Raw genomic sequence first — 14367 nt, 5'->3', positions numbered from 1 at the left:
AGAGAATAAATGACAGCACCCGACCGACTGGTCGTTTCTTCCATCGCGCTGGCCGCAGCGTCCTTATGGAGCACCGGAAGCGCCGCGCAGACGGCACCCGCATCCACTTCGCAACCCGCGGCGCAAGCCGACGCAACTCCTGCAGAAGCCGGACCCCCAGCTGCGGCAGACGGCGCGGTAGCCGCGCAACCCGCATCCGCGGACATCGTCGTCACCGGCTTGCGACGCAGCCTCCAGTCGGCCCAGGCGCTGAAACGCGATTCCGACCAGATCGTCGATGCGGTCGTTGCCGAGGACATCGGCAAGCTTCCCGACAATAACGCATCCGAGGCGCTGGCGCGTATAACCGGCGTTCAGGTCAACCGCAGCAGTGACGAAGCCGGCGGCGTGCAGGTTCGCGGGCTTCCGAACCTCACAACGACCTTTAACGGGCGCGAGATGTTCACCGCCGAGCAACGCAACGTCGCGCTGCAGGACTTTCCGGCGGGCGCACTTGCGGGTCTCGAGGTCTACAAGACGACCAGCGCGGATCAGATCGAGGGCGGCATCGCCGGCCTGATCAACGTGCGGTCGCGGCGTCCATTCGATTTTGCCGGGTTCCAGATCGCGGGTGCGGTACGGGGCACTTATGGCGATCAGGCGAAGAAGTACGATCCCAATATCAACGTGCTGGTCACGGACCGCTGGAACACCGGCATCGGGCAGATCGGCGCACTGGTGAACGTATCGTATACGCAGCTCCATTATCTGACGTCTTCTCGCTACATCAACGGCAACGTCGTCTCGCCGAACGCCGCCCAGAGCGTTGCGGGTCCACGCGACTTCGTGCTGCCCGAGTCCGCCGGCGTCTATTACGACCGTGGCAAGCGCTGGCGGCCGTCCGTCAACGGTTCGCTGCAATGGCGTCCGAGCGACAACCTCGAATTCTACATCGATGGCCTGTTTCAGGGCGCCCGGACTGATGTCGCCAACGATTTCGCCGGCCTCAACCTAGTCAGCGACAACCCTGCGCTGAGCAACATCGTTCGCAACCCGGATGCTCCGGGCACTTTGAACAGTGTCACGGCAACGCCCGACTTCGCGAACGGCAAGAACATCGACTTCTCGCGCAGCACGCGTGCCGGCCGCACCAACGCGTACCAAGGCGCGATCGGCGGTTCGTGGAAGACCGAGCGCGCCACGATTACCACGGACTTTGCCTATACGGATTCGAAGGCGGAATATACCGACTATAACTTCGACTATGCCCCGGCGGCGGCTCAGGCAGCGTCGATCGTGTTCGACGTCGGCGGCAAGGACGGCGGACCCGCGCTTGGACTTCCCGGCTTTGATGCGAACAACGCGGGCAACTATATCCTGCGCGGCATTTACGATCGACGTTCGCTCGCGACCGGCAAGGGCATCCAGTGGCGTACCGACCTGAAGCTGCAGACCGAACTGCCGATCATCAAGCAGATCGACGTCGGTTTCCGCTATACCGATCGTGACGCCCGGCTTCGCAGCGGTGGACGATATGCAACACTCCGTCCGCTCGCACTGCCGCTTACCTCGGTCCCGGGCGGTGACAACGGTCAGCCGATCGATGTCGGCTTCCACGGCGGGCAGGCGCCAGCTTTAAACCAATGGTATGCGCCCACACGAAACGGCATCGTCGGCAACATCGAAGCGTTGCGTGATCTCGCCCGCTCCGGTCTCGCACAGATCGGGACGCCGGCCGCACTTGCCGAACTAGCGCAATGGGGATCGGCGATCCCGGCATTCGTCCAGAACGAGCAGCTCGACGCCGTCGAGCGGTCCTACGCCTTTTACGGCCAATTCCACTACGGCTTCAACGTGGGCAACGTCCCTATCGACGGCGTGATTGGCACGCGCTTGGTCAACACCAAAGCTAATTTGACCGGCAATGCGCTGGTCGGCGGCACCCTGGTTACCACAACCTCGCGCCAGAACTACCTGGACGTGCTGCCGAGCGCCTCGTTCCGCGCCAAGTTCTTGGACAATTTGCAATTGCGCCTGTCCGCGACGGAAACTCGGACGCGTCCGGAGTATGGCCAGCTCAATCCGGCGATCACGATCGGCAACCCCAACGGCACACCGCCGATTACCGGCAACAGCGGGAACATCAACCTTCAGCCAATTCAGTCAAAGAACTATGACGCTTCGCTGGAATGGTATTTTACCAAGACCGGCTCGCTAACCGGCGCGATCTTCCGGCGCGACGTGAAGGGGTTCATCACCAACCTCAACGTTCCAACGGTCGTCGACCCCTATGGCCAGATCGTCGTCAACCGGCCGGAAAACGGCGGTAGCGGCAGGCTCCAGGGCGTCGAGGTCGCGTTCCAGACCTTTTTCGATTTCCTGCCTGGCTGGCTCAGCGGATTCGGAACGCAGCTCAACGGCACTTATATCGACGCGTCGCAGGCGCTACCGGTGTCGCTCGGTGCCACAGGTCAAAAAAGCGACATACCCGGCGTCTCAAAGTGGAGCTACAACGCGGTCGGCATTTACGAGAAGGGTCCGGTTTCCGCACGGCTAGCGTATAACTGGCGATCGCGGGTGACGAACTTCTTCGCCACCGACCAGCTAGGGCAGCTGATCGGCGCCGAGTTCAACCGCCCGATCGAACGGCTTGATTTCTCCTTGTCGGTTGCCGCAATCGAAGCCGTGACTTTGACGTTCGACGTCAGCAACATTACCGGTTCGCCCTATCGCGCCTTGCGGGCAGTTCCAGGGCTGGAGAATGCCAACTACCCACGCGATGTCCGGTACGAAAGCCGCGTCTTCGCCCTGGGCGCACGGTTCCGTTTCTGATGACGGAGCAACGCGTCTCGCGTCGGACTCTTCTTGGCATGACGGTGGGTTTATCGGCCACCGTCGTCGCCAATGCGGCTGCCGGTCAGCGTGGTCCCGGCAACGACGGGGCCACGTTCGACAGAGCCCTGGCGTGGCATGCCGCGCTTGAGCGCTGCTTCGCCGTGGCGGATGGAACCGGGCTGTACCGGGAATACCATCCGCCGGAGCCACAGGACGAGCCATATTCTACGGAATGGCCCTTCTCCCAAGCGCACATCGCCTTGCTCGATCTTGCGATGATCCACGGTACGACGGGACGGCGGTTCGCCCCCGCACTGGCGAAGGTCCGCGCCGCTCAAGGCCGTTACTGGTCGAAGACATCGACGACGGGGCGCGCTGGCCATCTGGCCAAGGTGCTACCGCCGCTCGGTCACGGAGACGATCTTTATTACGACGACAACGAATGGGTCGGCCTAGCCGAAATTCAGTACCATTTGTTCCGGCGTGACCCGGTTTCGCTACGCAACGCACGCGATATCTTCGAACTGATCCGGTCCGGTTGGTCCAACGACAAATCCCTAGCGTCGCCCGGCGGCGTGCGCTGGACGCAGAAAAAGGACAATGGCGATCGCAACACTGTGTCCAACATGCCGGCCGCAGAGATGGGCGTGCGGCTGTACATGATAACCGGCGATCGCAGTTATCTCGACGACGCTCTGCGTTTCTATCACTGGACCAACGCGACGCTGCAACAGCCAGACGGCCTGTACGCCGATCACCTCAAGACAAACGGTCTGGTCGAGAAACGCGTCTGGAGCTACAATCAGGGCGTGCCTGTCGGCGTCAACGTCCTGCTCTGGCGCGCGACGCACAAACCGGAATATCTCGCGGCGGCTAGACGGATAGCCGCGGTAAGTCATACTCATCTGGTCACGGGCAGCCGCATCGACAATCAGCCCCCGCCGTTTAACGCAATTTATTTTAAGAACCTCTTGTTGTTAGAGCACGAAATCGGCGGAAGGCGGTACCGCGAGGCAATGCGCGCATACGCAGACCGGATGTGGCACATCAACCGCAACAAAGAGGGTCTCGTTCATTTCCCCGGCCGTCGCTCCGAACTAATTGATACCGCTGCATTGGTACAAATCGAGGCTGTGCTGCAGTGGAATCCACTAGATTGGTCTTTGCTCTATTAAGCTGTAAAACTCTCGCCACTTCGAGACCCGAAAACACTGCGCATATACCCCAACACAATCCCCTAATTGACCCATTTTAAGCCATTTAGCGCTGTTGAGACGATTCCCGAAACCCGTCGTTCGTTCAGGTGATTAACCTCCCTCTTCGACCAGCTGAAGCAGGCGCATGGTACGGCCAGACTTAGGACGAAGCTGCCCGCCGCGACCTTTACGAAGATCCCCGCATCTCTCTGGGGCAACTGAGCTCTCGGAGATGCGTATGAACCATTTCGGTCATTTGTCTGCCTTCCCCGTCACCAACTCCCGATGGTCGTTCATGCATCCGCAAATTGATTCTGGGTAGGAGCGGACGACAGTGCCACGCATTCTGGTAGCGTAACGGTAGGAGCGGCATGTGCTTATAAAATTGGGGCAGTTATCGGCGGCTGCATTGATCCTAGCGGGATGCAGCGTCAGCGTCGCACCCGACAATCAATCAACAAGCGGCAATACGAGCGACGCTACCGTCCCGGCGCATTGGACAGAAGACACCCGCGCGCAGCTTCGCCAAGCAATCGACTCACGTGCGGCGCACGGTCTGGACCAGATACCGTTCGCTAGCGATGCCGGTGAGGAGGTCAGCGCGACACAGCAGGCTCTGACTTTTGCCGCCGCCTTGGCACACGGCGCGACTGATCCGACCAAGTTGTACGACGTGTACACGGTACCGCGGCCCGCCCCGGATTTGCGCGCCGGGCTGGCCAATGCTCTTCGCGTCAACGATGTGAAAGGCTGGCTTTCTAGCCTCGCGCCTACCGACCAGAATTATACGCGTCTTTCGAAAGCCTATCTCGCGCTGCGTCAGCAGCCCAGCGCACCATCCCCTGCGATCCCCGTCAACGGCGAGGCTATCAAGCCCGGCGCGGTCGATCCACGCATCGCGACGATCACGCGCGAACTCGCGATCCTCGACTATCTCGATCAGCAGACGGTGCAGGGCAATCAATACACGCCCGTGATGGTCAAGGCCGTGCAACAAATGCAGGCCGATTACGGCATGAAACCCGATGGCGTCGTCGGCAGCGCAGCGCTCGCGATCCTCAACATGTCAGATACCGATCGGGCCCGTGCGGTGGCGATCGCGATGGAGCGACTGCGCTGGCTTGAGCGGACGCCGCCCACTACGCGGATCGACGTCAATCTGGCGGCGGCGCGGTTAACCTACTGGCGTGACGGTAAGATTGCCGACAGCCGGAAAGTTGTGGTGGGCGAACCCGACCGAGAAACGCCGCAATTAGGCTCGCCGATCTTTCGCTTGGTCGCCAACCCAACCTGGACGATCCCCCGCTCGATTGAAGGTGAGACGGCGGCTAAGGGCGCCGCCTATCTCAAGGCCAACAACATCACGCGCAAGGATGGCTGGCTCGTGCAGCAGCCCGGGCCTAAAAACTCGCTTGGCCTCGTCAAGTTCGACATGCTCAACGATCAGGCGATTTACCTCCATGATACGCCTGCCAAGCAGTTGTTTGCGATGATCCAACGGCAGCGTAGCCACGGTTGCGTGCGCGTCGACGACGCGCTCGGGTTCGCGGAAATCCTAGCGCGTGACGAGGGCGTGACCGATCAATGGCATCAGGCGCGCGGCACCGGTGAACAGACGTTCGTCAAGCTGCCCAAACAGATACCGGTGAGGATGCTCTACCAGACAGTGCTGTTTGACGACGCGGGCGAGCCGATCGTGCGCAATGACCCCTATGGCTGGGATGATCGCGTTGGCGCAGCACTGGGCTTCAAGACGGGGAAGGCGTTACGCGTCGCGACTCGTGCCAGCGACGAAGGGCCGTGAGCCGACCATTATGAGGCATGCGGAACTTGCTTCTGATAGAAACGGCTTGTTTCATCTAGCGTCGCTTTGACCCAATTCCAGACGTCCAAACCGCCGTACCCGCTTCCCAAAAGCAGCCGTCCGTTCATCCCGCTTCGAAGCGCCTTTCGGCGGCTTTCGCGCGTTCGACGTTAGGCTTTCAATCGGGGGAGCAGGATTTACCCCCTTCGGCAGGATCGACACATGGCAGAACCCTTCATCATAGCGGTACCCGACGACCGGCTCGCCGCCATTCGCGCCAAGGTCGAGGCGTTCGACTGGAGCATCATGCCGGACGCGGGGGGCTGGCAGTCAGGCGTCGGCCTCGCCGATCTCAAGCGGCTCGTCGACTATTGGCTGGCGGACTACGACTGGCGCACGCAGGAGCGGCGGCTCAATATGCTGCCGCCGTTTACGGCCGACGTGCAGGGGCAGAGCTTTACTTCATTCATGCGTGCGGCGATGGCTCACGTCCCCCGCTGCTTCTGCTACACGGCTGGCCGGGGTCGTTCCTCGAATTCGAGGCGCTGATCGCGCCGCTCGTCGCCGATGGTCACGACGTCGTTGTTCCCTCGCTCCCCGGCTACGCGTTTTCGGGCCGCCCCGTGTCTCCGATCGGACCGAAGCAGACCGCAGACCTCATACACGGCCTGATGGTCGAGCTGTTCGGCACGCGACGCTATCTCGTGCAGGGCGGCGACTGGGGTGCCGCCATCGGTGGCTGGATGGCGCACGCGCATCCCGATGCGATCGCCGGACTCCATCTGAACATGGTGCTGCTCCAGGCCAAGGATGCGGTGCCGAAAAAGCCCGACGAGGTCGCCTGGGCCGCGAAACGCGCGAAGCTCGCCAAGGAAGAAACCGGCTATTCGCAGGAACAGGGTACGCGCCCGCAGACGCTCGGCGTGGCGATGTCGGACAGCCCGGTCGGCGTTGCGGCGTGGATATTGGAGAAGTTCGGCGCATGGGCCGACGTGCCGCGCGACGCACACGGCCGCCCCGACCTGTGGCAGGCGTTCGACGAGGACCTGCTCCTCACTAACATCATGCTGTATCTGGTCGAGGGATCGTTCGTGACGTCGACCTGGATGTACCGTGGCCGCGTGCTGGAGGATTCGGGCATTTTTCCCGCGGGAACGCGGATTACCGTACCGACCGGTATCGCAGTGTTCCCCGACCCGGTCTTCCCGCCACCGCCGCGCTCGCAGGCGGAAAAGACCTATGACATCGTCCAGTGGACCGAGATGCCCGCGGGCGGCCACTTCGCCGCGCTGGAGCAACCCGAGTTGCTGCTCGCCGACATGCGCCGTTTCTTCGCGTCCAGATCGGTTTCCGACGACGCCCCGAAACGCTCGATCGCACTTCGCTCGGCTGGGATCATCGCTGCAACACTGGCAGCAGCCGCGGTCTACACTCGCGCGACGACCAAGCGGATCGAGCAGGACGTGCCCGCCGACGGCCGTTTCATCGACGTCGCAGGTGCACGGATCCACTATGTCGATCGCGGTGCGGGACCGCCGATCGTCCTGATCCACGGGCTGGGCGCGCAGCTCCGCAACTTCTCCTACGGCGTCGCCGATGCGCTGGCCGACGGGTATCGCGTTATTCTCGTAGACCGGCCCGGCTCGGGCTATTCGGTGCCGACCGGCGAACAGCCCGGTGTCCTTGGCCAGTCGGCGATCATTGCAAGCCTCATCGACACGCTCGCGCTCGATCGTCCGCCGCTGCTCGTCGGTCATTCGCTGGGCGGTGCGGTAGCCCTCGGCGTGTCCACGCACCATCCCGGTTCGGTCGCCGGCCTCGCGTTGCTGGCGCCGATGACGCAGCCGCCTGGATCGATGCCCGCCTCGGTGGCAAACGCGATCGAAGGCAGCCCGCGCTCACCCTCGATATTCGCCAATCTGATCGGTACGCCGATCAGCCGTGCGGCGTATGGCCTGCGCTGGGGCAAGATCTTCGCGCCCGATCCAGTCCCGGCCGACTTCGCCACGCGCGGCGGCGGTGGGCTCGGCGATCGCCCGGTTACGGTCAATGCTGCGCTGCTCGAACTGGCCAGCGCCGACGTCGACCTTGCCGCAATTGTCAGCCGCTATCCTAAACTGACGATTCCGGTCGCGCTGCTATACGGCCGTGACGACCAGGTAATCGCCCCTTCGATCGATGGCGAGCAGACAGTAGCGACAATTCCGCGCGCGACGCTGGAAATGACCGACGGAGGCCATATGCTCCCGGTCGCGCATCCGCATGCCAGCGCCGCATTCGTCCGCCGATGCGCCGAACACGTCTTGCGATAGCGCCAAGGGGGTCAGGGGGCTCGCCGCCCGCTGCCCCCTTCAGAGATCGTACCTGTCTTATCCGTTAATGTCCGGCGACCTGCCCACCGTCGACATGGAGTATCTCGCCGGTCACGAAACTGGCATCCTCAAGATACAGCACCGCGCCGACCACGTCCGCGACCGTGCCCATCCGGCCGAGCGGGTGAAACGCTCCGAGCCCGGCGCGCGTCTCAAGAGGATGCATCGGCGTTTCGGTGATGCCGGGCGACACTGCGTTGGCGCGGACGCCGCGGGCGGCATATTCGATCGCGAGGCTGCGCGTCGCCGCGGCGAGCCCGCCCTTCGTCAGCGACGCGAGCACCGACGGGAATTCGACATTGGCGTGCTCCGCCAACGTCGTGACAATCTGCAGGATATGGCCACTGCCTTGCTCGACCATCAGCGGCAGCGCCGCCTGCGTCATGTGGAAGAAGCCATCGAGGTTCGTCTGCGTGATCTGGCGATACTGCTCCGCCGTATAGTCGGTGAAACGCTCACCGATGAAGACGCCGGCATTGTTGACGAGCGTATCGACACGCCCGAACCGATCGCGCGCGGCCATCACGGCGCGCCTCGCAGTGTCGGGATCGGCGACGTCGCCCGCAACGGTGATCCAATCGTCAGCCTGCGAAGGTGCGATCGATCGCGACACGGCAACGACACGCCAGCCGCGCGCGTGATACGCGTCTGCAATCCCCTCACCCAAGCCTTGCGAGGCACCGGTGACGATAGCGACCTTGGGCGCGTCAGACATCGACGGCGCCGATCTGCGCGCGAAAGGTAACGGGGTTCGTCATTGCCGAATGGGCTCCAAAAATGACCGAGAACGCATTCACGCGCCCTTGTTATATCAGGACAGCGGGGGTTGGCCGTTGGACGCGGTCAGTCCGCCGTCGACCGGCAGGTTGACGCCCGTCACGAAGCGCGCGTCGTCGCTCGCCAGGAACGCGATCGCACCAGCGATGTCGGCGGGCTCGGCACCACGCCCGATCGGGATTCGCTCCTCGAACTTGGCGATCAGGTCGGGCTGTTCCTTCATTCCCGCGGTCAGCGCGGTATAAGTCAGCGACGGGTTGACCGCGTTGACGCGAACGCCGTTCCTCGCCTCGTCCATCGCCAGCGCTCGCGTGAAGTTGCTGACCGCACCCTTGGCCGCGCAGTAGAAGCTGTGGTTCCAGTCGCCGCCGAGCCCCGACACCGACGACACGTTGATGATGCAGCCCTTCGACGCGCGCAGATGCGCGATCGCCGCGCGGCTCATATGGACGACGCCGTACAGATCCGTCTCGATCACCTTAATGAATTCCGCGAAGTCGCCCTCGTCCAGCTTGCCCAGATGGTCGACGCCGGCGTCGTTGACGAGCACGTCGATCCGACCGAAGCGATCGATTGCCGCCTCGACCAGCGCCTCGCACGCGGCGCGGTCGGTGACGTCGGTTTCCCGCGTCTCGACGGTGCCGCCCAGTTCGGCTGCCAACTTGCCGAGCGCGCCCGTGTTGATGTCGCCCAGCACCAGCGTCGCGCCTTCCTCGGCAAAGCGGCGCGCGGCCCCCTCGCCGATGCCCGAGGCGGCACCGGTGATTACGACGACCTTGTCGGCAAAGCGCGCCATCATGCGTTCTCCGCCTGCGCCTCGTGCCTGCCCTCGCAGAACTCCTCGACGAGCTTTACACAGAACGCAGGCAAGTCATCCGGGGTGCGGCTGGTGACGAGGCCCTGGTCGACGACGACCTCCTGATCGACCCAGGTCCCGCCCGCGTTGCGGATGTCGGTGGCGAGCGTCGGGTACGACGTGAGCGTACGACCGCGTACCTGATCGGCCTCGATCAGCGTCCATGGCGCGTGGCAGATCGCGGCGACCGGCTTACCGGCGGCGAAGAAATCCCGCACGAACGCTACGACCTTGTCTGACGACCGCAGCGTGTCCGCGCCGACGCACCCGCCCGGGATCACCAATCCATCGAAGTCGGCGGCTGACACGTCGTCGATCGCTTTGTCGACGGCGAACGTCTTGCCAGGATCGAGATCGTTGTTGACCGTCTCTGCGTCGCCGGTTTTGAGGCTGATGACGGTTACTGCACCGCCTGCCTGCTCGACGGTTGCCTTTGGCTGCGCGAACTCGGGCTCTTCCGTGCCGCGCGGTGAAATCAGAATTGCGATTGTCTTGCCTTGGAGCTTCATGATCGTCCTTTCGAAATCTGAATAAGCGTGAGCAGCGTCAGGCCGGGATATCGGTGATGGTCGCGGTGTTGACGGCGGCAATGCCGGTCTCGCGGTGGCGGAAATCGCTGAGCGCGCGGTACACCTGCATGCGCGCGCGCATCACGCCGCCGAGCGGACGATGCGCCTCCAGGGCGTGCGCCGGCCGGAACGTCATGACCTCGTCGAAATAACGGACCCGATCCGGGCGATAGGCGGCCTGCCGCGGCAGACGGATCGTCGCGATCGTACGGTATTCGCTGACCCGCGTCGGCCAGTCGACCGAGGTATCCTCGATCGGCTGCGTCTCGGCATCGACCCAGAGTTGCGCGCGCAGTTCGAAGACCGCGTCGTTGCCGTCGAAATACGCGATCGCGGCGTGACGGAAGCCATCCTCGTCCTGATGCGGATCGAGCCGCCAATCATCCAGCGCACGCTGCTCAGGCGCGACCGGAAACACGCCTAGTTTCGCGACATGATCGCCGTAGCGGATGGGGCACTGGCTGAAATACGTCTCGACGAGCGGGTGGCTGAACGGATGGCCGTAAAAGTCCAGCGTCGGGCTCGGTTCGGCACCGACCGCGTTCAGGACCTTGTTGATGTTGCGCGCGATCGATGCGGCCGCACTTTTGACACCTTCGGGCATCGGCACGGTCATGCCGATCTTCTTTGCTTGCGCTAGAAACCCGGCGGCGGTGCCGGCGGGGAACGTCGTACCGCTCGCCAGGACGAAATCCTGCGTCGGCGCGTCATGACCAGACAGCTTGGCGCCTTCGACCCCGAAGACCTTGATCGCCAGGCCGCGGTGCGTCGAGACCCGGTCCCCGAGCTTCTCGCCCGGCCCCTGTGCAAAGCGGACCGCGACGTCGAACGTCCCCGGGTTCGCGAACAGCCCCTGCGCCAGTTCCGGCGGCAGATCGTTAGCGACGACCATCGTTCCGATGACGCAGGCCGTGCTCTTGGCATGACTGGCGCGCACCGCATGGCCGTCGCGCTTTTCGACCGTCTCGCTCTCCTGCGTCATCCCCTTGATGATGCCGTCAATACTCTCCTGCTCGCCGGGCTCAGGCGTCTCGATGTCGTCGCGATAGGGTAGATAGGGCATGGGAAGCTCCTGTTAGATCAGGATGTTAACATTTGAATGCCCCGCGACGTTTCGGTACGGTTCCGTGCAGACCCGGTCAGTCGAGCGCAGGCAGCGACCGCGGCTCGTGCATCGGGCAGCCGTTCAACTGGCTGCGCAAATCCTGGATGACCGGGTAGACCGCACGGCGCGCGCGCATGACCGACCCGAGCGGCCGATGTGCCTCGACGCCGTGCCAGGGGCGGAACGCGGTCTGTTCGTTGAGCACGGTAACGCGCTCCTCGGACCAGCTCTTCTGCGGCTTCACCGTGATGGTCGCGACCGCGATGTAGGGATTGCCCTGCTCGGGCCACGGCGTCGCGGCGTCCTCGATCGGGTTCTCCTCGAGGTCGCGGCAGAGTTGCGCGCGCAGCGTCCATGCACCACCCTCGTTCGCGAAGATCGCCATCAGTTCTTCGCGGATCGAGTCGGGGCTCTTGCTCTCGTCGAGCTTGTGATCGGTCAGTGCACGAAAGTTGGGCGATTCCGGCACGATGTCGAACTTGGCGATATAGTCGCCAAAGCGGAGCGGCGCCTGCGTGCCATAGCGATCGCCGATCGGATTGGTGTCCGGATAACCGCCAAAACCCTTCAGCAAAGCACTCTCGCCGCCGACGGCTTCCAACGCCTGCTCGATCGGGCGCAACACCTTCGACAGCGCCGCCTTCGCCCATTCCGCGCGGTTGGTCGTCGCGGCGAGCAGCTTGGTGTTGCGCAGGACCCCGACCGGCGTCGGGTTCGAGAAGGCGACCCCGGAGGCCATCAGAAAGTCCTGCGTCACCTCATCCTCGGCGCCCGGCAGCCGCTCGCCGTCGACACCGATCACCTTGATCGAGAAGCCGCGCGGCAGGGAGACGCTGTCGCGGATCGGATCGCCGGGGATCGCCGACATGCGGATGATGATCGGGTAGCGACGCCCGCGCTCGAAAATGCCCTGCGCCTGCTCGTCCGCAAGGTCGTCGTGGACCACCATCTCGCCTTCGAGCAACGCATGGCTCTTGGCATGGACGCCGCGCTGCGCGTGGCCGAGGTCCTCGTGCGTCTTCTCGACGATGTAGCTGAACGTCTTGTTGAGGCCGTCGATCGTTTCCTGCTCGTCGGAACCGATCGTCTCGACGTCGGGGCTGTAGCGGATCGGGTTCTTCAACATGGGAAATCCATTTGGTTCAGCGCAGTAACGCGCGGTTCGCGCTTTGGGGGCGTCGGTATTCCGGAATGGTCAGGCGTTGGCCGCTGCCTTCGCGCCGGCCGCGGTCGCGACGCCGAAGACGAGGTGGACCATCGTGTGCGTACCAATCGTCGCCGCATCGGCCTGCCATTCGGGCTTCTTCAGCCCCAGCAACGGCCCGGTGATCCAGTGCATCGCGGCGTAGAACCCCAGGCCGAACATGATTCCCGACGGCACTATGCCTGCATCCTCGTCGACGGTCGCCGCATAGACCGCGCCGGCTGCCGCAGACAGCAGGAGGTGGCTACCCTGCACGATGGCCTGCTCGGCCGCATCCGGCAGGTCGCTCGACGGTAAGGAGCGAACGCCGAATTGCCGCGCGCCGGCCCGTTCGAGATCGGTGAGCTCGGACGGGATGCCGCTCTTCTTCTCGCCCGCCATCATCATCGCGGTGATGCCGAGGCCTGCCACCAACCCACCGGCGATCGCGCCGGCCATCCGCTTGCCGTTCATGCGCGCTCTCCCTCTTCCTGGGGATCGTCGGGCAAGCCCTCCTCGCGACCGGGGACCGACATGTCGTAGGCGTTGAGCAGCAGTGACACGAGGCAGTAGCCGCCGACCAGATAGACGAGTTCCGCTGTCCGATCCTCGCCGAACGCGCGCACGGCACGGTCGTAGGTCGAGGCTGGCAGCTGCCGCCCGCCCGCCAGCGTCACCGCGACGTCATAGGCGGCCTGCTCTTCTTCGGTCAGGTCGGCGGGACGCTGGCCGGCGGCGATCGTCGCGACCTTCTCATGCGACAGACCCGCCGCCTCGCCGACCCGCTCGTGCGCATAGAGTTCGTAGCGCGAGTTGAAGACCGCGCCGGTCGCCAGGATCGCGACCTCATGCGCCGCTTTCGGCAGCGTCGCGTTGTCGATCAGCGCCTTGGTATACGTCCAGGCAGCGCGACCGAACGCGGGAAAGCGCAACATCGGCGCGAACGGCCCGACCAGCGCCCCATCCGCTCGGTGCGAGACGAAGCCCTTCAGATGCTCGGTGATGTAGGCGTCCATCTCGTCGTGAAGCGGACGCAGAGCCGCGGGCATGTCCGCGGGCGGATAAGGTGGGGTACGCATCGCTTGCTCCGTTGTCAGGCCGCGCCGGCCGGATGCCGGTCACGCATTGATCGACGGGGCGGCACCGGCCACCCCGTCGAACCGATCAGCGGCGGGGCGCCCCTGCGAACGCTGCCTTCAGGCGCGCGACCGCCAGTTCGTTGGCGTCCTTGGCACCGCGAACGACCTTCGCCATGCCGAAGAACTCATGCGTGACGCCTGGATACGTCTTCTGCTCAACCTTCACGCCCGCCGTGCGCATCGCCGCGGCCAGCGTCTCGCAGTGCGATCGTTGACGCTGGGTAGGCGCTCAACCGCGGCGCTACGCTCGTTGCCTCACCTTAGCCAAGCCGCAAGCACCCCTCCCGCGCAGCGGGTTCGTGCATCCACCGCTGTCCGCATTCAGCCCCTGCCGTCTCGCGCATGAACGAAGGGCTGGTTACGACGAATGTCGCCCGATAGCGGCCAGGCCGGTTTCCACCGGTTTTCACTAATCTCCGCGACGGGTTAGCGGCAGATTCTTCTCTAGGGGGGTAGGACGGGAAGGCCAGTCTTGCTGGCGGCTATGTAGGTGATGTGCGACCGACGCCCCCACTCCGCTGCTCCAGCAGCTTGGCCATCGAGCTATCAAAG

General features: G+C 63.9%; 13 protein-coding genes. 5 read left to right on the top strand and 8 right to left on the bottom strand.

Annotation, left to right across the window (positions count from 1 at the left end):
* Positions 1–9: 9 nt before the first annotated feature.
* The 5 genes from IFS44_RS18575 to IFS44_RS22825 all read left to right on the top strand — a co-directional run bounded on the left by IFS44_RS18575 (position 10) and on the right by IFS44_RS22825 (position 8126).
* Positions 10–2811, top strand: a complete 2802-nt coding sequence (locus tag IFS44_RS18575) for a TonB-dependent receptor (protein ID WP_192099588.1) — start codon at positions 10–12, stop codon at positions 2809–2811.
* 38 nt (positions 2812–2849) lie between these two features.
* Positions 2850–3989, top strand: a complete 1140-nt coding sequence (locus IFS44_RS18570; RefSeq protein WP_197977955.1) for a glycoside hydrolase family 76 protein — start codon at positions 2850–2852, stop codon at positions 3987–3989.
* A gap of 430 nt (positions 3990–4419) precedes the next feature.
* Positions 4420–5814, top strand: coding sequence for a L,D-transpeptidase family protein (locus IFS44_RS18565; protein ID WP_244650427.1), 1395 nt, complete (start codon positions 4420–4422; stop codon positions 5812–5814).
* A 222-nt stretch (positions 5815–6036) separates the two neighbouring features.
* A complete protein-coding gene (locus IFS44_RS22410) occupies positions 6037–6363 on the top strand; it encodes an epoxide hydrolase N-terminal domain-containing protein (RefSeq protein ID WP_244650426.1) in 327 nt (108 codons plus the stop codon).
* A complete protein-coding gene (locus IFS44_RS22825) occupies positions 6279–8126 on the top strand; it encodes an alpha/beta fold hydrolase (protein ID WP_342366492.1) in 1848 nt (615 codons plus the stop codon). The genes IFS44_RS22410 and IFS44_RS22825 overlap by 85 nt, the downstream gene beginning before the upstream one ends.
* A gap of 64 nt (positions 8127–8190) precedes the next feature.
* On the opposite strand, the gene IFS44_RS18555 is transcribed toward IFS44_RS22825, so the two are convergent.
* The 8 genes from IFS44_RS18555 to IFS44_RS18520 all read right to left on the bottom strand — a co-directional run bounded on the left by IFS44_RS18555 (position 8191) and on the right by IFS44_RS18520 (position 13996).
* A complete protein-coding gene (locus tag IFS44_RS18555) occupies positions 8191–8901 on the bottom strand; it encodes an SDR family NAD(P)-dependent oxidoreductase (RefSeq protein WP_192099585.1) in 711 nt (236 codons plus the stop codon).
* A 96-nt stretch (positions 8902–8997) separates the two neighbouring features.
* Positions 8998–9759: an SDR family NAD(P)-dependent oxidoreductase gene (locus tag IFS44_RS18550; RefSeq protein ID WP_192099606.1), complete on the bottom strand. Its 762-nt coding sequence runs from the start codon at positions 9757–9759 to the stop codon at positions 8998–9000.
* Positions 9759–10328 carry a type 1 glutamine amidotransferase domain-containing protein gene (locus IFS44_RS18545; RefSeq protein WP_192099584.1) on the bottom strand — a complete coding sequence of 190 codons (570 nt, stop codon included), beginning with the start codon at positions 10326–10328 and terminating at the stop codon, positions 9759–9761. The genes IFS44_RS18550 and IFS44_RS18545 overlap by 1 nt, the downstream gene beginning before the upstream one ends.
* A 37-nt stretch (positions 10329–10365) precedes the next feature.
* Positions 10366–11451 carry a catalase family protein gene (locus IFS44_RS18540; protein ID WP_192099583.1) on the bottom strand — a complete coding sequence of 362 codons (1086 nt, stop codon included), beginning with the start codon at positions 11449–11451 and terminating at the stop codon, positions 10366–10368.
* Positions 11452–11527: 76 nt separating this feature from the next.
* Positions 11528–12619 carry a catalase family protein gene (locus tag IFS44_RS18535; RefSeq protein WP_197977953.1) on the bottom strand — a complete coding sequence of 364 codons (1092 nt, stop codon included), beginning with the start codon at positions 12617–12619 and terminating at the stop codon, positions 11528–11530.
* Positions 12620–12688: 69 nt separating this feature from the next.
* A complete protein-coding gene (locus IFS44_RS18530; protein WP_056674188.1) occupies positions 12689–13150 on the bottom strand; it encodes a hypothetical protein in 462 nt (153 codons plus the stop codon).
* Positions 13147–13755, bottom strand: a complete 609-nt coding sequence (locus IFS44_RS18525) for a carboxymuconolactone decarboxylase family protein (protein ID WP_056674186.1) — start codon at positions 13753–13755, stop codon at positions 13147–13149. The genes IFS44_RS18530 and IFS44_RS18525 overlap by 4 nt, the downstream gene beginning before the upstream one ends.
* An 85-nt stretch (positions 13756–13840) precedes the next feature.
* Positions 13841–13996: a hypothetical protein gene (locus tag IFS44_RS18520; protein ID WP_192099582.1), complete on the bottom strand. Its 156-nt coding sequence runs from the start codon at positions 13994–13996 to the stop codon at positions 13841–13843.
* Positions 13997–14367: the final 371 nt, after the last annotated feature.

The sequence above is a fragment of the Sphingomonas sp. CFBP 13706 genome (assembly GCF_014842355.1).
Taxonomy (GTDB): Bacteria; Pseudomonadota; Alphaproteobacteria; order Sphingomonadales; family Sphingomonadaceae; genus Sphingomonas; species Sphingomonas aerolata.
The sequence above is the reverse complement of the archived record's forward strand: the minus strand, read 5'-3'. Positions and strand labels throughout refer to the sequence as shown.

What these genes read in the sequence shown, in the direction of transcription:
- IFS44_RS18535 (WP_197977953.1), bottom strand. Translation starts at nt 12,619, where the DNA reads ATGTTGAAGAACCCGATCCGCTACAGCCCCGACGTCGAGACGATCGGT.
- IFS44_RS18520 (WP_192099582.1), bottom strand. Translation starts at nt 13,996, where the DNA reads ATGCGCACGGCGGGCGTGAAGGTTGAGCAGAAGACGTATCCAGGCGTC.
- IFS44_RS18540 (WP_192099583.1), bottom strand. Translation starts at nt 11,451, where the DNA reads ATGCCCTATCTACCCTATCGCGACGACATCGAGACGCCTGAGCCCGGC.
- IFS44_RS18550 (WP_192099606.1), bottom strand. Translation starts at nt 9,759, where the DNA reads ATGGCGCGCTTTGCCGACAAGGTCGTCGTAATCACCGGTGCCGCCTCG.
- IFS44_RS18570 (WP_197977955.1), top strand. Translation starts at nt 2,850, where the DNA reads ATGACGGTGGGTTTATCGGCCACCGTCGTCGCCAATGCGGCTGCCGGT.
- IFS44_RS22410 (WP_244650426.1), top strand. Translation starts at nt 6,037, where the DNA reads ATGGCAGAACCCTTCATCATAGCGGTACCCGACGACCGGCTCGCCGCC.
- IFS44_RS18555 (WP_192099585.1), bottom strand. Translation starts at nt 8,901, where the DNA reads ATGTCTGACGCGCCCAAGGTCGCTATCGTCACCGGTGCCTCGCAAGGC.
- IFS44_RS18575 (WP_192099588.1), top strand. Translation starts at nt 10, where the DNA reads ATGACAGCACCCGACCGACTGGTCGTTTCTTCCATCGCGCTGGCCGCA.
- IFS44_RS18530 (WP_056674188.1), bottom strand. Translation starts at nt 13,150, where the DNA reads ATGAACGGCAAGCGGATGGCCGGCGCGATCGCCGGTGGGTTGGTGGCA.
- IFS44_RS18525 (WP_056674186.1), bottom strand. Translation starts at nt 13,755, where the DNA reads ATGCGTACCCCACCTTATCCGCCCGCGGACATGCCCGCGGCTCTGCGT.
- IFS44_RS18545 (WP_192099584.1), bottom strand. Translation starts at nt 10,328, where the DNA reads ATGAAGCTCCAAGGCAAGACAATCGCAATTCTGATTTCACCGCGCGGC.